The organism is Aestuariibaculum scopimerae (assembly GCF_059428085.1).
Window position 1 is genome coordinate 2,073,190 of record NZ_CM182089.1, and the last position, 22,489, is coordinate 2,095,678.

20 protein-coding genes and 1 riboswitch are annotated in these 22,489 nt (G+C 37.1%); of the genes, 17 read left to right on the forward strand and 3 right to left on the reverse strand.

The annotated features are described in order from the left end of the window. Positions 1 to 29: 29 nt before the first annotated feature. From AC5SR4_RS08935 to AC5SR4_RS09015, 17 genes are all read left to right on the forward strand, one after another. Complete coding sequence (locus tag AC5SR4_RS08935) at positions 30 to 1,205, forward strand: trans-sulfuration enzyme family protein (protein ID WP_495355900.1); 1,176 nt, start codon at positions 30 to 32, stop codon at positions 1,203 to 1,205. 13 nt (positions 1,206 to 1,218) lie between these two features. Then, a complete protein-coding gene (locus tag AC5SR4_RS08940) occupies positions 1,219 to 1,635 on the forward strand; it encodes an RrF2 family transcriptional regulator (RefSeq protein WP_495355901.1) in 417 nt (138 codons plus the stop codon). A 165-nt stretch (positions 1,636 to 1,800) separates the two neighbouring features. After that, positions 1,801 to 2,058: a DUF2061 domain-containing protein gene (locus AC5SR4_RS08945; protein WP_495355902.1), complete on the forward strand. Its 258-nt coding sequence runs from the start codon at positions 1,801 to 1,803 to the stop codon at positions 2,056 to 2,058. An 8-nt stretch (positions 2,059 to 2,066) separates the two neighbouring features. Next, on the forward strand, positions 2,067 to 2,687 hold the full coding sequence (locus AC5SR4_RS08950) for a phosphoadenosine phosphosulfate reductase domain-containing protein (protein WP_495355903.1): 621 nt from the start codon (positions 2,067 to 2,069) through the stop codon (positions 2,685 to 2,687). Positions 2,688 to 2,750: 63 nt separating this feature from the next. Next, positions 2,751 to 3,656: a sulfate adenylyltransferase subunit CysD gene (gene cysD / locus AC5SR4_RS08955; RefSeq protein WP_495355904.1), complete on the forward strand. Its 906-nt coding sequence runs from the start codon at positions 2,751 to 2,753 to the stop codon at positions 3,654 to 3,656. A 116-nt stretch (positions 3,657 to 3,772) separates the two neighbouring features. Beyond that, on the forward strand, positions 3,773 to 5,020 hold the full coding sequence (locus tag AC5SR4_RS08960) for a sulfate adenylyltransferase subunit 1 (RefSeq protein WP_495355905.1): 1,248 nt from the start codon (positions 3,773 to 3,775) through the stop codon (positions 5,018 to 5,020). A gap of 9 nt (positions 5,021 to 5,029) precedes the next feature. After that, the gene (locus tag AC5SR4_RS08965; RefSeq protein ID WP_495355906.1) at positions 5,030 to 7,129 is read left to right on the forward strand and encodes a ferredoxin-like domain-containing protein; all 2,100 of its coding nucleotides are present in this window, start codon (positions 5,030 to 5,032) and stop codon (positions 7,127 to 7,129) included. 9 nt (positions 7,130 to 7,138) lie between these two features. After that, entirely contained in the window at positions 7,139 to 7,900 is a 762-nt protein-coding gene (gene cobA / locus AC5SR4_RS08970) for a uroporphyrinogen-III C-methyltransferase (RefSeq protein WP_495355907.1), read from the forward strand. Between the two features lie 15 nt (positions 7,901 to 7,915). Continuing rightward, positions 7,916 to 8,497: a precorrin-2 dehydrogenase/sirohydrochlorin ferrochelatase family protein gene (locus AC5SR4_RS08975; protein WP_495355908.1), complete on the forward strand. Its 582-nt coding sequence runs from the start codon at positions 7,916 to 7,918 to the stop codon at positions 8,495 to 8,497. Positions 8,498 to 8,510: 13 nt separating this feature from the next. Continuing rightward, a complete protein-coding gene (locus AC5SR4_RS08980; protein ID WP_495355909.1) occupies positions 8,511 to 9,563 on the forward strand; it encodes an NAD(P)/FAD-dependent oxidoreductase in 1,053 nt (350 codons plus the stop codon). A gap of 45 nt (positions 9,564 to 9,608) precedes the next feature. Further along, positions 9,609 to 10,349 (forward strand): serine O-acetyltransferase EpsC, encoded by a 741-nt coding sequence (epsC, locus tag AC5SR4_RS08985; RefSeq protein WP_495355910.1) that lies wholly within the window; start codon positions 9,609 to 9,611, stop codon positions 10,347 to 10,349. Beyond that, positions 10,336 to 11,226, forward strand: a complete 891-nt coding sequence (gene cysM, locus AC5SR4_RS08990; protein WP_495355911.1) for a cysteine synthase CysM — start codon at positions 10,336 to 10,338, stop codon at positions 11,224 to 11,226. Before epsC ends, cysM begins: the two co-directional genes overlap by 14 nt. 81 nt (positions 11,227 to 11,307) lie before the next feature. Then, a riboswitch (SAM riboswitch) is annotated at positions 11,308 to 11,420 on the forward strand. Between the two features lie 47 nt (positions 11,421 to 11,467). Continuing rightward, positions 11,468 to 12,487 carry a homocysteine S-methyltransferase family protein gene (locus AC5SR4_RS08995; RefSeq protein WP_495355912.1) on the forward strand — a complete coding sequence of 340 codons (1,020 nt, stop codon included), beginning with the start codon at positions 11,468 to 11,470 and terminating at the stop codon, positions 12,485 to 12,487. Between the two features lie 7 nt (positions 12,488 to 12,494). Further along, positions 12,495 to 15,170 carry a methionine synthase gene (gene metH, locus AC5SR4_RS09000; protein WP_495355913.1) on the forward strand — a complete coding sequence of 892 codons (2,676 nt, stop codon included), beginning with the start codon at positions 12,495 to 12,497 and terminating at the stop codon, positions 15,168 to 15,170. 12 nt (positions 15,171 to 15,182) lie between these two features. Further along, positions 15,183 to 16,139 (forward strand): methylenetetrahydrofolate reductase [NAD(P)H], encoded by a 957-nt coding sequence (gene metF / locus AC5SR4_RS09005; RefSeq protein WP_495355914.1) that lies wholly within the window; start codon positions 15,183 to 15,185, stop codon positions 16,137 to 16,139. Positions 16,140 to 16,178: 39 nt separating this feature from the next. After that, complete coding sequence (locus AC5SR4_RS09010) at positions 16,179 to 17,282, forward strand: acyloxyacyl hydrolase (RefSeq protein ID WP_495355915.1); 1,104 nt, start codon at positions 16,179 to 16,181, stop codon at positions 17,280 to 17,282. Between the two features lie 5 nt (positions 17,283 to 17,287). Continuing rightward, positions 17,288 to 18,064 (forward strand): head GIN domain-containing protein, encoded by a 777-nt coding sequence (locus AC5SR4_RS09015; RefSeq protein WP_495355916.1) that lies wholly within the window; start codon positions 17,288 to 17,290, stop codon positions 18,062 to 18,064. Here the strand turns inward: AC5SR4_RS09015 and AC5SR4_RS09020 are convergent. The 3 genes from AC5SR4_RS09020 to gldA form a co-directional block, all read right to left on the reverse strand. After that, on the reverse strand, positions 18,050 to 19,237 hold the full coding sequence (locus AC5SR4_RS09020; RefSeq protein ID WP_495355917.1) for an acetate/propionate family kinase: 1,188 nt from the start codon (positions 19,235 to 19,237) through the stop codon (positions 18,050 to 18,052). The genes AC5SR4_RS09015 and AC5SR4_RS09020 overlap by 15 nt on opposite strands. Before the next feature lie 2 nt (positions 19,238 to 19,239). Next, a complete protein-coding gene (pta, locus tag AC5SR4_RS09025) occupies positions 19,240 to 21,330 on the reverse strand; it encodes a phosphate acetyltransferase (RefSeq protein ID WP_495355918.1) in 2,091 nt (696 codons plus the stop codon). 164 nt (positions 21,331 to 21,494) lie between these two features. After that, positions 21,495 to 22,391, reverse strand: a complete 897-nt coding sequence (gene gldA / locus AC5SR4_RS09030) for a gliding motility-associated ABC transporter ATP-binding subunit GldA (protein ID WP_495355919.1) — start codon at positions 22,389 to 22,391, stop codon at positions 21,495 to 21,497. Between the last annotated feature and the right edge of the window lie 98 nt (positions 22,392 to 22,489).

The window sequence follows — 22,489 nt, forward strand, 5'->3', positions numbered from 1 at the left end:
CGAAGGCGGAAATCTATAAATACTGTAACATGAGTAAAGAAAACAACAAGCATTTTGAAACCCAAGCCATTCGTACGCAGCTTAATCGCAGCGAATTTTTAGAACATAGTACCCCGTTATACTTAACATCTAGTTTTGTGTTTGAAGATGCTGAAGATATGCGTGCCTCCTTTACAGAAGAAAAAGAGCGTAATATTTACAGCCGCTTTACAAACCCAAATACGACCGAGTTTGTTGAGAAAATATGTAATATGGAAGGTGCCGAAAGTGGTTATGCCTTTGCTACGGGTATGGCAGCTGTGTTTTCAACTTTTGCAGCTTTACTTAATAGTGGCGACCATATTGTGTCTGCACGTTCCGTTTTTGGTTCTACCCATGCTTTGTTTACAAATTACCTGCCTAAATGGAACATTACAACAAGCTATTTTAATATTAATGAGCCAGAAACCATTGAAGGATTAATAACCCCAAACACTAAAATTCTATATGCCGAATCGCCAACAAACCCGGCCATTGATATTATAGATTTAGAATTGTTGGGCAACATTGCAAAAAAGCACGATTTAATATTAATTATAGATAACTGTTTTGCAACACCTTACTTGCAGCAGCCCATTAAGTATGGGGCACATTTGGTAATCCATTCTGCAACCAAACTTATAGATGGCCAGGGCCGTGTATTGGGTGGTGTAACAGTTGGTAATGCCGATTTGGTTAGAGAGATTTATTTATTTTCAAGAAATACCGGGCCAGCAATGTCGCCATTTAATGCTTGGGTGTTATCCAAAAGTTTAGAAACTTTGTCGGTAAGGGTAGACAAGCACTGTGAAAGTGCATTAAAAGTAGCCGAGTTTTTAGAAGGTCACCCTAAAGTTAATTGGGTAAAGTATCCTTTCTTAAAATCGCATCCACAGTATGAAGTGGCGAAAAAACAGATGAAGTTAGGCGGTAATATTGTAGCGTTTGAAGTGAAGGACGGTATAGATGCGGGAAGGAAATTCTTAAATAGTATAAAAATGTGCTCATTATCGGCCAACTTAGGTGATACAAGAAGTATTGTAACCCACCCGGCCTCTACAACGCACAGTAAATTGTCTGAAGCCGACAGGCTGGAGGTAAGCATTACAGATGGGCTGGTTAGAATCTCGGTGGGCTTAGAACATGTTAATGATATCATTCAAGATTTGGAGCAAGCGCTAAATTGAGTATATTAGCGCCATGCTATCTAAAAAAACAAAATACGGACTTAAAGCGCTCACTTTTATAGCTAGAAGCGAAGGGGAGCAACCTGTGCAAGTTGGTGAGATTGCCAAAAGTGAAAACATACCCCAAAAATTTTTAGAGAGCATTCTGCTAACCTTAAGAAAGTCAGGTGTCCTTGGGTCTAAAAAAGGTAAGCTAGGGGGCTATTATCTAAGAAAAGACCCTTCTGAAATTATGATGACTGATGTAATGCGTGTTTTAGAAGGCCCTATAGCTATGGTACCATGTGTAAGCCTGAATTTTTATGAAAAGTGTGACGATTGTGCCGATGAAAATGAATGTAGTGTGCACAAACTCATGATTCAAGTAAGGGATAGCACCTTAGAAGTTTTTAGAAATATCTCGCTAAAGGAGTTGTCTTTAACAAATTAGGTTCATATTTCGTAAAATAAAGCAATGTTACTTCACATTTTTGCCTTATAACCTTTAAAATATTCCGTTTTTCAAAAAAATAGACGAATGTGTTTGTTATGTTATAAAAAGTTTTAATTTTGTAATTCCTACTAAATTGATAGGAATAATATAAAATTAAGTAAAATGATAGCACAGATGTTATTAAAAAGCAAAGAAAAAACGACTTACAAGGAGGATAGCGCTGGAGAAAAACCTATTAGAAGTGTTGTTAAATCCTTAAGTTGGAGAACTATCGGAACACTTGATACGATTTTGATTTCTTGGGTAATAACAGGAGAATTAACTTTGGCTTTTTCAATAGGTTCAATAGAATTAGTGACAAAAATGGTATTGTATTTTTTTCACGAACGCATCTGGAATTCCATTAAATGGGGAAAGTAAATTATAAGATGATGACACAACACAAAATAGACGAATTGAATGTCCTTTTTAAGGAAGCAAAGCCATCTGAGATTATTAAAAAGGCATTGGAGCTTAGTAAAGAAGCCGTTGTAACAACAAACTTTAGACCTTATGAAGCAGCTATTTTACATGCAGTAAATACCATGGAGCCTAATATTCCTGTGGTTTGGTGCGATACAGGTTATAATACGCCTCAAACATACAGGCATGCCAATAAAGTTATTGAAGATTTAAAGCTTAATGTGTTTTTGTATGTGCCCAAACAAACGGCCGCACACAGAGATGTGGTAATGGGAATTCCTAGTGTTGATGCACCTGAGCACGCATTATTTACTGAACAAGTTAAGTTAGAGCCATTTAGAAGAGCCATGGAAGCCCATAAACCCGAGGTTTGGTTTACAAATTTGCGTCAAGGTCAAACGGCTTTTAGAGATAGTATTGGTATATTTAGCCTTAGTAAAGATGGCGTTTTAAAAGTGAGTCCATTTTACTATTGGTCTGATGCCGATTTGGATACCTATTTAGAAGAGTTTAATTTACCAAATGAATTTAAATATTTCGATCCAACAAAGGCTTTAGAGAATAGAGAATGTGGGCTACACGCCTAGCCCGAAAGGTTTTAAAAACTTCTAGGGTCTATTAAGTCTAAAGTAAAAACATAAAGTAAACAAATGAATAAAGATACATCACATATCAACTCACTAGAAAACGAAGCTATATACATTATAAGAGAAGTAGCAGCACAGTTTGAAAAACCAGTATTGTTGTTTTCTGGGGGTAAAGATTCCATAACATTAGTACGGTTGGCCGTAAAAGCTTTTTATCCAGCAAAAGTGCCATTTCCATTAATGCATATCGATACGGGGCATAATTTCCCAGAGACTATTGAATTTAGAGACCGATTGGTTAAAGAACTAGGATTGGAACTTATTGTTAGAAATGTCCAGGATTCTATTGATGAAGGTAAGGTAAAAGAAGAAACAGGTAGGTATGCCAGTAGAAATCAATTGCAAACAACAACGTTATTAGATGCTATTGAAGAGTTTAAGTTTGATGCCTGTATTGGTGGTGCCCGTCGTGATGAAGAGAAAGCAAGGGCCAAAGAACGTATTTTTTCAGTGCGTGATGATTTTGGGCAATGGGATGAGAAAAACCAACGTCCGGAGTTGTTTGATATGTTGAATGGGCAGATTGAATTGGGGCAAAACGTACGTGTGTTCCCTATTTCAAACTGGACAGAATTAGACGTTTGGTCTTATATAGAAAAAGAAAACATAGAAATACCATCTATTTATTTTGCGCATACCAGAGCAACGTTCCTTAGAGACGGTTTAATCTGGTCGGCAGACGATGATGTGGTTTACAGGGATGAGCACGAAGAAGTAGTAGAGCGTATGGTGCGTTTTAGAACCGTTGGTGATATGAGTTGTACTGCGGCCGTATTATCTGATGCAGCCGATATTAAAACGGTTGTTCAGGAAATTAGGGACAGTACTATTTCAGAACGCGGGGCACGTATAGACGACAAACGTTCTGAAGCCGCAATGGAAAAGCGTAAACAACAGGGGTATTTTTAAAATTTGCATTGCAAATTTTGCCTTTAGCTTTTGGCAATTAGCCATTAGGAAAGAATAAAACGAATTAAAGAACAGGCCAAAAGCCAAAAGCTAGAGGCCAACAGCGAAATAAACACATGGAAGTATTAAAAATTGCAACAGCAGGAAGTGTAGATGATGGAAAAAGCACCTTAATAGGGCGCATACTTTATGATACAAAATCATTGACCACCGATAAATTGGAAGCGATAAAGAAAACCAGCAAGCAACGTGGTTACGACTACCTGGACTTTTCATTGGCTACAGATGGCTTGGTGGCAGAGAGGGAGCAAGGTATCACTATAGATGTGGCCCATATCTATTTCTCAACAAATAAAAAAAGTTACATCATTGCCGATACCCCGGGCCATGTAGAGTATACCCGAAATATGGTTACAGGGGCTTCAACGTCTCAAGCATCCATTATTTTAATTGATGCCAGAAAAGGGGTGATAGAACAAACCAATCGTCATTTCTTTATCAATAACCTATTGAGAATTAAAGATGTTGTTGTAGCCATTAATAAAATGGATTTGGTTGATTACTCTGAAGAAACCTATAATAAAATTAAAGCTGATTTTGAGGCCTTAATGAGTAAGCGAGATTATCAAGACCAAAAAATTACGTTTATTCCAGTAAGTGCTTTAAAAGGGGACAATGTTGTAAACAGGTCTGAAAACATGCCTTGGTATAAAGGTGAGGCTTTATTGGAGCATTTAGAGCAATTGGATAAAGCCGATATTTTTAATGTGGGAACACCTCGTTTTCCAGTACAGTATGTTATACGTCCTAAAACAGAAGATTTTCATGACTTTAGAGGTTATGCTGGTAAAGTGTATGGAGGGAATTTAAGTGTAGGTGATGATGTTATTGTATTGCCGTCTAAAACAAGATCAAAAATAAAGGACATTTATTTTTATGATCAAAAGTATGAAACGGCTTCAAGGCGGTCATCCGTCACCATTACCTTAGAAAATGATATTAATGTAAGTCGTGGTGACATGATTGTTAAAGAAGGTGATTTGCCAACCATCGATAAGCAATTTACAGCAAATGTATGTTGGATGGATGCCTCAGAATTAACACCAGGAACCAAATATGTGGTACAGCATGGTATTAATAAGGTTTTGGCAAAAGTAGATAGAATAAACCATAAAATACATCCAGATTATTCTGGTATAGAAAAAAATGTTACCGGATTAGCGGTAAACGATATAGCATCGGTAACATTCAAATTAAACAAACCTATTTTTTACGATCAATTTAAGAATCATAGAACCAATGGTTCATTCATTTTAATTGATACGCAAACCAACAATACCGTTGGAGCAGGTTTTATTCAATAAAAAAAGAATATGCAGAGTTTTAGAACAGAAATAGAGAACCCAGTAGTGGAGAAAGACATTGTTGAATTGGCTAAAAAGATTGAGCTTTTTAACAATGGAAAGATAGATGAAGAGAAATTCAGAAGTTTGCGTTTAGCCCGTGGGGTTTACGGTCAGCGCCAAGAAGGTGTTCAAATGATTCGTATAAAACTTCCTTATGGAAAAGTAAAGAGCAATCAATTGCGTAGAATCTCAGAGGTATCCGATGAGTATTCACGGGGGCGTTTGCATATTACAACACGTCAGGATATTCAAATTCACTATGTGGATTTAAATAGAACCCCAGAACTTTGGGCTGAATTGGAGCGGGACGATGTTACGTTAAGGGAAGCATGTGGTAATACCGTGCGTAACGTTACGGCTAGTGAAACAGCGGGGATTGATATAAATGAACCTTTTGATGTATCGCCTTATGCCGATGCACTATTTCGTTTCTTTTTAAGAAATCCTATTTGTCAGGAAATGGGCCGTAAGTTTAAAGTGTCCTTTTCTGCTTCTGATGAAGATACCGGATTATCGTATATGCACGATTTAGGCTTTATTGCCAAAATAGAAAATGGTGTGCGTGGTTTTAAAGTAATGATAGGTGGTGGCTTAGGGTCACAGCCACGTCATGCAGACGAGCTATATAGCTTTTTACCCACCGATAAGATCATTCCAGTTATGGAAGGTGTTTTAAGGGTTTTTGACCGTTATGGTGAGCGTAAAAGCAGAGCCAAAGCACGTATGAAGTTCTTAATAAAAGATATAGGTTTAGAAGCGTTTAAGGAATTAGTGGAAGCTGAGCAAAATGCTATTGAATTTAAATCGGTTGCCATTGATGCCGATGCTTATGAAGCTTCAAAACCAGTACAAGTTGAAGCGCCACAAGTAGAAATTAAAGATCAAAAAGCGTTTGATTTATGGAAGTCGACCAATTTAATCCCGCAAAAGCAAGCAGGCTATGTAGCAATAGGTATTAAAGTGTTATTGGGAGATTTTTATACTGATAAAGCTAGGTTGTTGGCCGATTTGGTTGAAAATTATGCTGCAGGCGAAATACGCTTGTCGTTGCGTCAAAATATTGTTATTCCATTTGTGAAAGCCGACTTAGTGCCGTTTTTCTATACCGAATTGGAGAAATTAGGATTTGTAGAAGCAGGCTATAATAAAGCTGTGGATATTACAGCATGCCCTGGTACCGATACCTGTAATTTAGGTATTGCAAGTAGTACAGGTATTGCAGATGAATTAGAGCGTGTTTTAAAAGCTGAATACCCACAATATTTAAAGAATGACGATCTAGTGATTAAGATAAGTGGTTGTATGAATGCTTGTGGGCAACACAACATGGCAAATATTGGTTTTCAGGGCATGACAGTTCGTACCCCCGATAAATTAATAGCCCCCGCATTGCAAGTATTGTTAGGTGGCGGTAATTTAGGAGATGGTAATGGTCAATTTGCCGATAAGGTTGTAAAAGTACCTAGTAAAAGAGGACCAGAGGCTTTAAGAAGAATATTGAATGATTTTGAAGCCAATGCCAATGGGAAGTCGTTTATTGCCTATTACAAAGAAACAGGCGATCGTTATTTTTATGATTTATTGAACGACCTTCAAGACGTTACCAATTTAACCCAAGCTGATTTTATTGATTGGGGTGAAGAAGAGAAATACGTAAAGGAAATTGGGATAGGCGAATGTGCTGGTGTTGTGATTGATTTGATAGCGACCTTATTTTTAGAGAGTGAAGAAAAAATTGAAAATGCCAGACAATCATTTAGTGACAAAGTGTATTCACATGCCATATACCATGCGTATAGCTCCTTAGTGAATTCAGCAAAAGCATTATTGTTGGCAGAAAACAAAAAGACAAACACTCATGCAGGTATTATCAGTCAGTTTGATGAATTGTTTGTAGCAAATGATAAAATCAATTTAGGAACATCTTTTTCTGAATTAATATATCAAATCAATAAATTTGCACCAACCGAGGCATTTGCATCACAGTATATTGAAAGTGCCAACCAGTTTTTAGAAAAGGTAAAGGCATATAGAGAAGAGGAAAACAAGCTTAATAGAGCAGTTTAACATTAGAAGATGAGTTTAATAACCCCAAAATTAACAGTTGTAGGAGCAGGTCCGGGCGATGTAGATTTAATAACGCTTAAAGCTATTAAGGCTATAGAGTCTGCCAATGTTATTCTATACGATGCACTTATAAATGAGGCTTTGTTAAAGTATGCCTCAAAAGAAGCAGAATTGATTTTTGTGGGAAAGCGAAAAGGCTGTTATGTATTCCAGCAAGAACAAATAAATGAGCTAATTGTTAGCAAAGCCAAAAGCAAAGGACATGTGGTGCGCTTAAAAGGAGGCGATCCATTTGTTTTTGGGAGAGGTGCTGAAGAAATTGATTATGTACGGCCATTTGGTTTAGAAACTTATGTGGTGCCGGGTATTACATCGGCTATTGCTGTGCCAGCGTACCAAGGTATTCCCTTAACCAAGCGTGGAGCTTCTGAAAGTTTTTGGGTTATTACAGCGACTACCAAGCAACATAAACTATCTACAGATGTAGCTCTAGCAGCTAAGTCTACGGCAACTGTTGTAATACTTATGGGAATGCATAAGTTGGATAAAATTGTTAAAGTGTTTTCTAAGGAAAACAAACAAAATGCACCAGTGGCAATCATCCAAAATGGAACTAGGGATGATGAACAAGTAGGTATAGGTACCATAAGTACCATTGAGGCCATTGTGGCAGAAAAACAATTGGCTTCACCAGCTATTATAGTGATTGGTGATGTTGTAAAAGAGCGGGTTAAGTTAACATCCATTTACAGGGAATTAAATAAAATATAGTTTAAGGCTAAGCGCATGGAAAGGAATAATTTATATCCTGTTTTTTTAAAGCTTAGCAACCTTAATGTGCTAATTGTAGGTGGAGGAAATGTAGCGGAAGAAAAGTTAACGTTTATATTAAAATCAAGCCCCGATGCCCAAGTTACCATGGTGTCACCAATGTTTCGAGAAAAAACGGTAGCACTGGCCAAAACAGGTCAGGTAACATTGATAAAAAGGCGCTATAGTAAACGGTATTTAAAAGGGAAACATTTAGTGATAGCAACCACAAATGTTCCTAGAGTAAATAAAAAAGTATATAAACACTGTAGGCAACGAAGTGTTTTGGTAAATGTAGCAGACAACCCACCGTTATGCGATTTATATATGGGAGGTATTGTTACCAAAGGAAATGTAAAAGTGGCGATTTCCACTAATGGAAAATCACCAACAACAGCCAAGAGGTTGCGTCAGTTTTTCGAAGATGTTATTCCAGAAAATGTAGACGACTTGGTTAAAAATTTAAATGAATATAGAAAAACAATAAAAGGTGATTTTGAGCAAAAGGTGGAAACACTAAACGAATTTACCAAAGGATTAATTGAAAAAAAAGAGTAAAAAGAGTCATAAAATGATTAAAACAGATATACTTATAATAGGTGCAGGACCAACGGGTTTATTTACGGTTTTTGAAGCGGGATTGTTAAAATTGAAATGCCACTTAATAGATGCATTACCACAACCCGGAGGCCAATGTTCAGAGATTTATCCTAAAAAGCCTATTTATGATATTCCTGGATTCCCTGAAATCTTAGCAGGCGATTTAACTAAAAACCTATTAGAGCAAGGCAAACAATTTGAACCAGGTTTTACATTAGGTGAACGTGCTGAAACTATCGAAAAGCAAGATGACGGATCATTTATTGTAACAACCAATAAAGGAACTAAACACCAGGCGCCTGTAGTGGCCATAGCTGGAGGTTTGGGGTCATTTGAGCCTAGAAAACCTGCTATAGATGGTATAGTTGATTATGAAGATAAAGGGGTAGAGTATTTTATAAAAGATCCTGAAATTTATAGAAATAAAAAAGTAGTGATTTCTGGTGGTGGAGATTCGGCTTTAGATTGGAGTATCTTTCTTGCCGATGTAGCATCAGAAGTGACTTTAATTCATAGAAGAAATGAATTTAGGGGCGCTTTAGATTCTGTAGAGAAAGTTGGGGAGTTGAAACTTTTAGGAAAAATAAACCTAATAACACCGGCCGAAGTTACTGCACTACATGGAAAAGGAAAGGTTGAGGCCGTTACAGTAACCAAAGATGGTGAAGAAAGCCGCTTAGAAACAGACCATTTTATTCCTTTATTTGGGTTGTCGCCTAAATTAGGGCCTATTGGAAATTGGGGATTGGAAATAGAGAAGAATGCTATAAAGGTTGATAATACATTAAACTATCAAACTAATATACCTGGAATTTTTGCTATAGGTGATGTAAATACCTATCCAGAAAAGTTAAAACTGATTCTTTGTGGTTTTCATGAAGCAACATTAATGTGCCAAGCAGCCTATAGAATTATAAACCCAGGTAAAAAGTATGTTTTAAAATATACAACCGTTAGTGGTATTGATGGTTTTGATGGTACACGTAAAGAAGCTCCAAAAGCAGTCGTACAATCAATCAAGTAAAATTTATTTGTGTAAATTACGCAGAATTATTGCGAAAAATAGCTGATGAAAAGTTACAATGTTTGTTTAAAAGACACCGTTAAAACCTTTACTAAAAGATTGTTCTATGCCTTGTTTGATGAGGAACAAATGGTAGTGCATGGCGCCTATTTAGAATCTACATTCCTTAAAATTCTTTCTAAGATTTCCGTTAAAAATGGAGAGGCTATTTGGAAAGATTTTAAAGGGAGTTTACCTGATGTTAGAAGAAAATTGGATTTAGATGCTGTCGCTTTTGAGAATAACGACCCTGCCTCTTATAGCTTAGAAGAAATTTATTTAGCATATCCCGGTTTTCATGCCATTGCCATTTATAGATTGAGCCATGCGCTTCTTAAATTAGACGTACCTATTTTACCCAGAATGATGAGTGAGTATATTCATGGTATTACGGGTATTGACATACATCCTGGCGCTACCATAGGAGAGTCTTTTTATATAGACCACGGCACGGGTATCGTAATTGGCGAAACATCCATAATAAAGAATAACGTTAAAATTTATCAAGGGGTTACTTTAGGGGGCATTCAGGTAAGTAAGGACTTTGCCCAAACTAAAAGGCACCCTACCATAGATGAAAACGTTACTATATATGCCAATGCAACCATATTGGGTGGTGATATTGTTATTGGAGCTAATAGTATTATAGGGGCCAATGTTTGGATTACCCATTCAGTTCCAGAAAATTCTTTGGTAACCTATCAAACTGAAATAAAAATAAGACCCAAAAAGAATGGCATCCGTTAAAGGTATTTTAGATCAAATAGGAAATACACCGCTTGTAGAAGCAAGTCATCTCATATCAAAAGAGGGTGTAAAACTGTATTTAAAATTAGAAGGGAATAACCCTGGAGGAAGTGTGAAAGATAGGCCTGCTTTTAATATGATTAATGAGGCACTTAAAAGAGGTGATATAGAAAAGGGAGGATATCTTGTAGAAGCAACCAGTGGCAATACTGGTATTGCATTGGCGCTTATAGCTAATTTATTTGGTTTAAATATGGTGCTTATCATGCCCGAGAATTCTACAGAAGAACGTGTTAAAACAATGCGTGCTTATGGTGCCGAGGTTATTCTAACACCAGCAGAAACAGGCATAGAAGGTTCTAGAGATCTAGCATTTCAATTGCGGGATGAAAAGGGGTATGTGCTGTTAAATCAATTTGAGAATGACGATAATTGGAAAGCACATTATAAAACCACAGGGCCCGAAATTTGGAAGGATACAGCGGGGCAAATAACCCATTTTGTATCTGCTATGGGAACCACAGGAACCGTTATGGGCGTGTCAACTTATTTAAAAGAGAAAAATAAAGCCATTACCATTGTAGGGGCACAACCAGAAGATGGAGCTAAAATACCGGGTATTAGAAAATGGTCGCCAGATTATGTGCCTAAGTTTTTTGATAGGTCAAGGGTCGATCAAGTTATAGAGCTCAGTGAACAAGATGCTAAAAACACAACACAAAGATTGGCTAAAGAAGCAGGTGTTTTTGCGGGTATGAGTAGTGGAGGGGCTGTATATAGTGCTTTGAAAGTAGCAGAGACTATAGATAGGGGCGTTATTGTGGCAATTATTTGTGATCGAGGTGATCGTTACTTGTCATCAACTCTATTCGAATAAATCAAGGATTTTTTTCAATTTAGTGCTAATAAAAAAAATATAAGTAGTATTTTTGCGCACTAGTTCATAAACGTATTAATAATGTTATCAAGAAAGGTAGAGGGAATAGACCCGTTGAAGCCTTGGCAACCCTTTATCTTGTAAAGAAGGTGCTACGTTCTACTAATCTGTATTCAGTATTAGAAAGATAACGAAAAGTTTTATTTACTTTTCTTGATGACATATAGATATAAATATCAAAATGTCAACAATTCAAACAGCTTTAAAGAAACGTATTTTAGTGCTCGACGGTGCTATGGGTACCATGCTGCAGCGTTATAAATTCACTGAGGAGGACTTTAGGGGTGAACGTTTTAAAGCGTATCCAATACCGTTGCAGGGCAACAACGATTTATTGTCCATTACCCAACCCGAAGCGATTAAAACTATACATGCTAAGTACTTTGAGGCAGGTGCAGACATTGTGGAAACCAATACGTTTTCAGGAACCACTATTGCTATGGCTGATTACCAAATGGAAGATTTGGTTTACGAGCTAAACTATCAGTCGGCAAAAATAGCCAAAGAAGTAGCGGATGAATTTACAACCAAAGAACCCCACAAACCCCGCTTTGTAGCAGGATCTATAGGGCCAACTAATCGTACAGCAAGTATGTCACCCGATGTTAACGACCCTGGTTATCGTGCCGTAACATTTGATGAGCTTCGTGTGGCCTATAAGCAGCAAGTGGAGGCATTGGTTGATGGAGGAGTTGATTTGTTATTGGTAGAAACCGTTTTTGATACTTTAAATGCCAAAGCAGCGTTGTTTGCCATAGAAGAAGTGAAGGAAGAACGGCAAATAGATATCCCTATTATGCTAAGTGGTACCATTACAGATGCTAGTGGTCGTACCTTATCTGGGCAAACTGCCGAAGCCTTTTTAATTTCGGTGTCGCACATTCCATTGTTATCCATAGGTTTTAACTGTGCTTTAGGAGCTAATTTATTGCAGCCGCACTTAGAAGCGATTGCTAATAAAACAGATTTTGCCATTTCAGCACATCCTAATGCCGGGTTACCAAATGCTTTTGGGGAATACGATGAAACCCCGGAAGAAATGGGAGAGCAAATAGAAGCCTATTTAAAAAAGAATTTAATAAATATCATTGGTGGCTGTTGTGGAACGACTCCAGATCACATTAAAGTCATCGCAGATATTGCTGCTAAATATGAACCTAGAACAGCTGTCACCCTAGGCGAAGTTGAAGGAGCTCACTAAAGGAAGCATGAAAATTAAACAAACAAAATATATGAAACTTTCGGGACTGGAACCACTGGTCCTAAACGAAAACAGCAACTTTATTAATGTTGGTGAACGTACTAATGTTGCGGGATCAAGAAAGTTTCTAAGACTTATAAAAGAAGAAAGATTTGATGAAGCACTTGATATTGCCAGACATCAAGTAGATGGCGGTGCCCAAATTATAGATATTAACATGGATGATGGCCTGATTGATGGTAAAGAATCCATGGTACGCTTTTTAAACCTAATTGCTGCTGAGCCCGATATTTCCAGAGTGCCTATTATGATAGACAGTTCAAAATGGGAAATTATAGAAGCAGGCCTTCAAGTGGTACAAGGTAAATGCGTGGTTAATTCTATTTCCTTAAAAGAAGGTGAGGACAAATTTATTTGGGAGGCCAAACAGATTAAGCGTTATGGAGCTGCCGTTATCGTTATGGCATTTGATGAGGTAGGACAGGCCGATAATTACAAAAGGCGTATTGAAATAGCCGAGCGTTCGTACCGTGTATTAGTAGACAAAGTTGGGTTTCCTTCTGAAGATATTATTTTTGATTTAAATGTATTTCCAGTAGCTACTGGTATGGAAGAGCATCGTAAAAACGCGATTGATTTTATTGAAGCTACGCGTTGGGTGCGTAATAATCTGCCTAATGTAAGTGTAAGTGGTGGGGTGAGTAATGTGTCCTTTTCATTTAGAGGGAACGATACTGTTAGAGAAGCTATGCATTCTGTATTCCTATATTATGCCATTCAGGCAGGTATGAACATGGGTATTGTAAATCCAGCCATGTTGGAAGTGTATGATGATATTCCAAAAGATTTGTTGGAACATGTGGAAGACGTTATTTTGGATAGACGTGATGATGCTACCGAGCGCCTATTGGAGTTAGCCGAAACAGTGAAGGGCTCAAAAGTGGGAAAAACTGTGGACTTATCATGGCGAGAAGGTACTTTGCAAGATAGAATTACACATGCTTTGGTAAAAGGTATTGATGCCTTTATTATTGAAGATGTGGAAGCAGCCAGATTGGAAGCCGAAAAACCAATTGAGGTCATAGAAGGGCACCTTATGATTGGTATGAACGTGGTTGGCGATTTATTTGGAGCAGGGAAAATGTTCTTGCCACAGGTGGTAAAATCGGCACGTGTTATGAAAAAAGCAGTCGGCTACCTAAACCCATTCATAGAAGCAGAGAAATCTGATGATGCTGAGCCTGTTGGTAAAATATTGATGGCTACTGTAAAAGGTGATGTGCACGATATTGGAAAAAATATCGTGAGTGTGGTATTGGCCTGTAACAATTATGAGATTGTCGATTTAGGGGTTATGGTACCACCTGAAAAAATCATAGAAACAGCCATTAAGGAAAAGGTAGATGCCATTGGTTTATCAGGATTAATAACCCCATCGTTAGATGAAATGGTGTATCTGGCTAAAGAAATGCAACGTGAAAATTTCGATATTCCATTGCTTATAGGTGGCGCCACTACATCTAAAGCTCACACAGCTGTTAAGATTGATACACAGTACAAAAATGCTGTGATACATGTAAATGATGCCTCTAGGGCAGTGACCGTGGTGGGAGACTTGTTAAACAAGAGAACCTCAAAAGAATATGTGGCTGCCATGAAGAAAGATTATGATGAGTTTAGAACCAAGTTTTTAAAACGAGGCAAAGAGAAGTCATACATTTCCTTAGAAGAAGCTCGAAAAAGAAAATATCAAATTAATTGGAATACAATAGATATAGTCAAGCCTAGAGAGTTGGGTGTTCAGGTTTTAAAACAACTTAGCTTAAAAGACCTTATACCTTATATTGACTGGAGTCCCTTTTTTAGAAGTTGGGATTTGCATGGCAAGTACCCCAATATTCTAAATGATGAAGTAGTAGGAGAACAGGCTACACAGTTATTTGAAGATGCCAATAATATGCTCAAGGACATTGTGGCAAAACAACTTTTAAAGCCCAAGGCCGTATTTGGTTTGTTTGAAGCCAATACTATTCATGATGATGATATTTCAGTGCAGAAAAAAGGTAAAGAAATAGCAGTGTTTAGAACGCTTCGCCAGCAATTGAGCAAAAGGCCGGGAGTTCCTAATATAGCTTTGGCAGATTTTATTGCACCTAAGGAAACAGGACTTACGGATTATATAGGTACTTTTTGTGTTGCCATTTTTGGTGCACAAGAATTGTCCGATAGCTATAAAGCTAAAGATGATGACTATAATGCCATCATGGCACAAGCCATTGCCGACCGGTTTGCTGAGGCTTTTGCTGAGTACTTGCATAAACAGATTCGTACTAAACATTGGGGGTATGCTGCAAATGAAGACTTGAGCAATGAAGATTTAATCAAGGAAAGCTATAAAGGCATTCGTCCAGCACCAGGTTATCCCGCATGTCCCGATCATTTAGAAAAGGAGACTATTTGGGAATTACTCGATGTTGAAAAGTTAATTGGTGTAACCTTAACCGAAAGTCTGGCCATGTGGCCTGCATCAGCTGTTTCAGGATATTATTTTGCAAACCCCGAAGCTAAATATTTTGGTTTGGGTAAAATTACAGACGATCAAGTAACCGATTTTGCAGAACGTAAAGGTATTACAAAAAAGAAAGCTAGAAAGTGGTTGCATCCAAATATAGCCGATGCATAACGTATAAAGATTATGAAAGTAACAGACCATATTAAAAAAGCCCAAGGAAAGACTTTATTTTCTTTTGAGGTAATTCCACCACAAAAGGGGAAGAACATTCAAGATTTGTATAATAATATCGATCCATTAATGGAGTTCAATCCGCCTTTTATAGATGTAACAACCTCAAGAGAAGAATATGTTTATATTGATAAGGGCAACGGGCTTTTAGATAAGCGTATTACGCGTATGAGACCTGGAACAGTTGGTATTTGCGCTTCGATTATGCATAAATATAAAGTTGATGCCATTCCACATTTACTATGTGGAGGCTTTACTAAAGAAGAAACCGAATATGTGTTGGTAGATTGTCACTATCTAGGATTGGATAACGTTATGGCGTTACGTGGAGATTCCATGAAAGATGAACCCTATTTTAAACCTGTTAAAGGTGGTAATGCCTTTGCCAGCGAATTGGTAACGCAAATAGTAAATTTAAATAAAGGAAGGTATTTGCATGACAATATTGAGGTTGAGCATAATTCTGATTTTTGTATTGGCGTAGCAGGCTACCCCGAAAAACATATGGAGGCCCCATCACTGGTAACCGATTTAAAACGGTTAAAAGAAAAGGTTGATGCTGGGGCAGATTATGTTGTAACGCAAATGTTTTTTGATAATAGTAAATATTTTGAGTTTGTGGATAAGGCTAGAGCCATAGGTATTGATGTTCCCATTATACCAGGAATTAAACCCATTGCCGTAAAGCGTCATTTACAACTGTTACCTCAAGTGTTTAAAATAGATTTACCCCAAGATCTTATCGATGCTGTAGAGGCTTGTAAAGATAATAAAGCCGTTAGGCAAGTGGGTATTGAGTTTGCTATTCAGCAATCCAGAGAATTAAAAGCTGCTGGTGTACCGGTACTGCATTATTACTCTATGGGTAAAAGTGATAACATTAAAGCGATTGCATCCCAATTGTTTTAATTATATTCCCTTACATTTGCCTAACAAGCAAATATGGTAATGAGGCAATTTGTAACCTACACCTTTTTAATCGTTTCGGTATTTGGTTTTTCCCAAGAAAAGCAACATACATCTTATATAGACGTTAATTATTTTAAAGGTAACATTGCACTGCACAATAATGATATCCTGCATTTAATTAAAGGACACCCCGAAGGCATTATTGTTAGCTGGAATAAAAAAACGTATGGTTTTAACGATTGGGAACAACGTTTTAACTACCCCGATTATGGTGTGTCGTTTATTTACCAAGACCTAAAAAATGAGGTGTTGGGTAATAACTTCTCTGTTTACGCCCATTATAATTTTTACTTTTTAAAACGCCACCTTATGTTTCGTATTGGTCAGGGATTGGCTTATAATACGAATCCGTATGATAAAGAAGATAATTATAGAAACATTGCTTTTGGAACCCATCTTTTAAGTAGTACCTACATGATGCTTAACTTTAAAAGAGAACGATTTATAGAAAAAAGATTGGGGGTTCAGGCAGGGCTGTCATTTATTCATTATTCCAATGCCAATGTTAAAGCGCCCAATACCAGTGTTAATTCCATAGCGTTTAATGTAGGATTGACCTATAGTTTGGGTGATGATGCTATACCACAATACATTACCACCTTAAAGCACCCCAAAGAAAAATTTACAGAGCCCATTAAATATAACTTTGCTTTTAGAACAGGTGTTAATGAAAGTGATGTGGTGGGCAGCGGACAGTTTCCGTTTTATATTGTTTCGGCCTATGCAGACAAACGCATTAATGTAAAAAGTGCCCTGCAATTAGGGACTGATGTGTTCTTCTCAAACTTTTTAAAGGAACTTATCTATTACAAAAGTGTTTCTTATCCAGAAGAAAACGTATCTGGTGATGAAGATTATAAACGGGTAGGGGTATTTGCAGGTCATGAACTGTTCATTAATAAATCATCCATCATTACCCAATTGGGCTATTATGTATATTACCCGTTTGATTTTGAAGGGAGAACTTATTTTAGGGTCGGCTTAAAACGTTATTTTGGTAAAAAATGGTTTGGGGCTCTAACATTAAAAGCACATGGTGCAAAAGCAGAGGCTGTTGAATTTGGAATAGGTGTTCGATTATGATAAAGATGGTTTACATACACGAAAGGGTTAACCACTTAAAAAATGTTATATACATTCTTATTGGTATAGTGCTATTTACTTGCGATAGTGAAAATGCCAACGACTGTTTTCAAAAAGCAGGTGCTATTGTTAGGCAAGAAGTTACTGTTTCCAGTTTTGATAAAATATTGGTAAATCGTGATATCGAACTCATCATTAAAGAGGGCGACACCCAAAAAGTCATTATAGAAACAGGGGAGAATTTAATGAATGATGTAGAAGCTATCGTTGCCGACGGCAAATTGATTTTAACAGACCATAACACCTGCAACTACATTCGTAATTATGGCGTAACAAAAATATATGTAACGGCACCTAATATTACCGAAATACGAAGCTCTACCCAGTATGAAGTTCGTTCAGATGGGGTGCTAACGTATCCAACCTTAACCATCTTATCAGAAGATTTCAATGTACCAGACACATTTACAAATGGAAATTTTAGATTGCAGGTTAATAATAACACATTCCGTTTGGTATTTAATAATTTATCCAATGCCTACATTTCTGGAGCAACTAATAGTTTAAGTATCACCTTTGCGGCTGGTACTTCACGTTTTGAGGGACGCAATTTCATAGCCCAAAATATTACGCTTTGGAACAGAAGTTCTAACGACATGATTGTAAATCCCCAACAATCCATAAAAGGAAAAATATCGGGGGTTGGTAATGTTATTTCGGTTACCAAACCTTCTATTATTGATGTCGAGGAACAGTATAGGGGCCGACTAATTTTCGAATAGTTGTGTGGCTTGCTTTGCTATTTCCAATTCTTCATTAGTTGGTATTACCAAAATATCCACTTTAGAACTAGCTGCTTGTATAGCATTAATGCCTTCAGAAAGGTTGGTGTTCTTACCATTGTCTAATACAATTCCTAAATAATCCAAATCCTCACAAACCATTTGCCGGATTAATTGAGAGTTTTCGCCAATACCCGCCGTAAACACAATGGCATCCAATCCATTTAATATCGCAGCATAGCTGCCTATATATTTTTTTATTCTATAGGCATTCATCTGTAAAGCTAGCTGGCAATCTTTGTTGCCTTTGGCAGCTTCAGTTTGAATATCCCTTAAATCACTAAAACCTGTTAGCCCTAGCATACCACTTTGCTTTTGTAGCAAGGTATTGATATCCTTTAAATCATACCCTAATTTGTTAGCCAAATGAAAAATTACAGAATGGTCTATATCCCCAGACCGGGTACCCATAATAAGCCCACCTATAGGCGAAAACCCTAGAGAATGATCAATGCTTTTGCCCGCTTTAATAGCGGTCATGCTACAACCATTACCTAGATGGATGGTAATGATCTTAGAGTCCTTTTTACCCAAATAGGCTTCGGCCTTCTCTGAAACATATTTATGACTTGTACCATGAAAACCATATACGCGAATGTTATGCTCAGTTAAAAACATATTGGGTATGGCATATTTATAGGCATATTCGGGAATAGATTGATGAAATGCAGTATCAAAAACAGCAACTTGTTTGGCGTTTTCAAAAATAGCTTCAGCAACTTCAATGCCTTCTAAGTTAGCTGGGTTATGTAAAGGTGCTAAAGACGATAAGGCTTTTATTTTTTCTTTTACAAGGGCATTGATCTCTGTTGTCTTGCTAAAATGACTCCCACCATGTACAACTCTATGTCCAACAACAGCAATGTCTTCTGGAGATTCTATAACGCCAATAGTTTCATCTAAAAGGTGTTCAGACACTAATTTCAGTCCGGCCCGATGATCTAAAATCTCAGCAGTAAACGTAATGGTTTCTTTGGGGGTCTTGAATTTGAATATGGCATCGTTAAAACCAATACGCTCAATTAAACCAGAACATAGTATGGTTTCTTCTGGCATGGAAAACAGCTGAAATTTTAGAGACGAACTCCCAGAGTTTAAAACGAGTACTTGCATGCTTAAAGTTCTTGTGCTTGAATAGCGGTTATAATAACAGTGCTGTAAATATCATCAACAGTACAGCCTCTACTTAAATCGTTTACGGGTTTGTTTAAACCTTGTAACATCGGGCCTATAGCAAGTGCACCCGTTTCCCGTTGTACAGCTTTATAGGTGTTGTTCCCTGTATTTAAATCTGGGAAAATCAAAACACTGGCACGGCCTGCAACTTCAGAGTCTGGCATTTTACTTTGACCAATACGCATATCCACCGCAGCATCATATTGAATAGGACCTTCTATTTTTAAATCCGGTGCCTGAGCTTTTACAATGTCGGTAGCTTGTCGCACTTTTTCAACGTCAACACCCTTTCCAGAGGCACCCGAAGAATAGGACAGCATAGCTACTTTAGGCTCAATGCCAAAATTTTTGGCAGTTTGTGCAGATGAAATAGCTATTTCGGCTAACGCTTCTGCATTTGGATTAGGGTTAATGGCACAATCACCAAAAACGGATACTCTATCTTCCAAACACATAAAGAAAATGGAAGACACAATATTTACACCAGGTTTTGTTTTAATAAACTGTAAGGCTGGGCGCAAGGTATGTTGGGTAGTATGTACAGCCCCAGACACCATACCATCGGCATGGCCTTTATAAATCATCATAGTTCCAAAATAGGATACATCTGCCATAGCATCCCGAGCCATTTCCAGATTAACATTTTTATGTTTTCTAAGTTCATAAAAGGTGTTAACATAATCGTCGTAATGTGGCGATTTGGTGGGGGATATAATATTGATTTCATCTAAGTTCAATGAAATATCAAGCTTTTCTATAAGATCTTTAATTTTATCTGCTTCACCCAATAAAGTTAATTCTGCTACATGTGCATTAACAATGCGAGCAGCTGCTCGTAAAACGCGCTCGTCATGTCCTTCTGGTAATACAATATGCTTTTTGTTTTTTAAAGCACGTTGTAGTAGGTTGTACTGAAACATTCTTGGAGTAAATATGTCAGACTGGAACGTTATTAATTTATCGGCTAGTTTATCGGTGTCTACATGTTTTTCAAAAGTAGCAATAGAGGTTGTAATTTTTTCGGTGTTTTCAGCATAAATTTTAGATTTAATGCTGCCAATACTATTGGTTACAAAATAAGTACCTGCATTAACACTAATAATAGGTACCACACTAGAAAGCCCTTCAATAAGTTTTAAAATGGGATCTTCAGGAATTAGGCCTCCCGTTAAAATAATACCGGAAATTTTTGGGTAATTTTTAGAGATGTTTGCCTGTAAGGCTCCCAAGATAATATCGGCTCGGTCACCTGGAGTAATCACTAGTGCATTCTCTTTTAAATGGGTCAGGTAGTTTCGCAACTGCATGGCACCCACACTAAAGTTTTCAATAAGGTTGTTCTGCAAATCTTTTCCAAATAGTACGTTTCCATCTAAGGATTTTACAACTTCCTTAATGGTAGGGCTTGCCAGGCTACATATTTTTGGAATTACCGTAAGGTCGGTGTCATTATCAATACGTTCCTGTAGTAAGCTTTTTAGCTTAGGTAGATCATCAGGATCCACCTTATTGGTCATAATAGAAAGTACGTCTACACTTTGTTTAAAGGTATCGTGGGCCAATTGCACACTATCAACAATTTCCTTGAGTGCTTTTTTATCACCCTGCATTACAATAATTACAGGCAAGCTAAGGTTTTTAGAGATCAAGATGTTTAAGTCGAGTTCAATGCTGGAGTTCTCATGAGAAAAATCGGTACCTTCTACCAAAACAAAATCGAAACGATCTTCTAGGTATTTGTACTTTTTAATAATTTCATCAAGCACCTCGCCAGAGCGTCCTTTATTATATAGGTCCAATACTTCATTTCTAGTAAACGCAAAGGTTTTTTTGTAGTTAATATCCAATTCAAAATGCGACAGTATGGTATTAATATGGTTATCCCTTTCGCCTGCTTCTAAATCTTCAATAATGGGCCTAAAATACCCTACCTTAGCAGTCTTTCCTAAAAGCATACGCATTAAGCCCAAAACAACAACAGATTTACCGCTGTTTGGCTCTATGGTAGCAACATAAACTCCTTTACTCATCTTGTGTTTGCTTGTGTTACAAAGATAGCTTATTGCATATTTTTACTAAAATAAGTATCCTTTATTATTATATGATGGTACAAAATTACCACCTTCATAATTTATTGAAGATGATATTTGTCATAATTTAGTTTTAAGTTGCAAGCTATAAAAAGAAGGGCTGTTTATTTAGAAGTTAAATCCCTGAACAAAGACTCTAAATCACTGTTTTTTTGATTGAGCTGTAATATTTTCAATTGGTTGTCATGAGCAAAGTCAAACACATGGGAACGCATATCTTGCGAGGTAGAAAAAGTAATCTCATAAACAAAATCATAGGTATTGGTTACCTGCTTTACCTTGGGCAATTTTAATAAAAAGGCATCTTCAACCCGGTAATCAAATTCAACCACAACAACTTGTTCATTGCCTTGTCGGAGTGCTTTTAAATTTTTATCGGCAACAATCTCGCCCTTATTAATAATAATAACCCGATCGCACATGGCCTCTACTTCTTGCATAATGTGGGTAGATAGGAACACTGTTTTAGTTTTTCCAATGGTTTTTATTAGGTTTCTTATATCTACCAATTGGTTAGGATCTAAACCTGTTGTGGGTTCATCTAATATTAAAACATCCGGATCGTGTAAAAGCGCATTGGCCAAACCCACCCGTTGCCGATACCCTTTAGAGAGCTGTCCAATTTTTTTATGGGCTTCGGGGGTAAGCCCTGTTAATTCAATAACCTCATTAATACGTTGTTTGTTAACATGGTATATACGGGCATTAAAGCTTAAATATTCTTTTACATATAGCTCAAGGTACAATGGGTTGTGCTCAGGCAAATAGCCCACACTTTTTTGTACGTGCACTTTGTCTTTAGTAACATCAAAACTATTTACTTTTGCCAATCCTTCAGTAGCTTTTAAGTAAGTGGTTAAAATTTTCATCATGGTTGATTTCCCAGCGCCATTAGGACCTAAAAAACCAACAATTTCAGGTTTTTCCACCTTAAAAGAGATGTTGTTTAATGCTTTCTGTTTCCCGTAAAGTTTCGAAATGCCCGTTACTTCTATAGACATATTTAAAATTATTTCTTCAAAAATAATGATAATATAATTTAAACGAAGGTTTGCTGTAAAATCTTTAAAACTTTTAATAAAAGTGCAAAAAAAGGTTT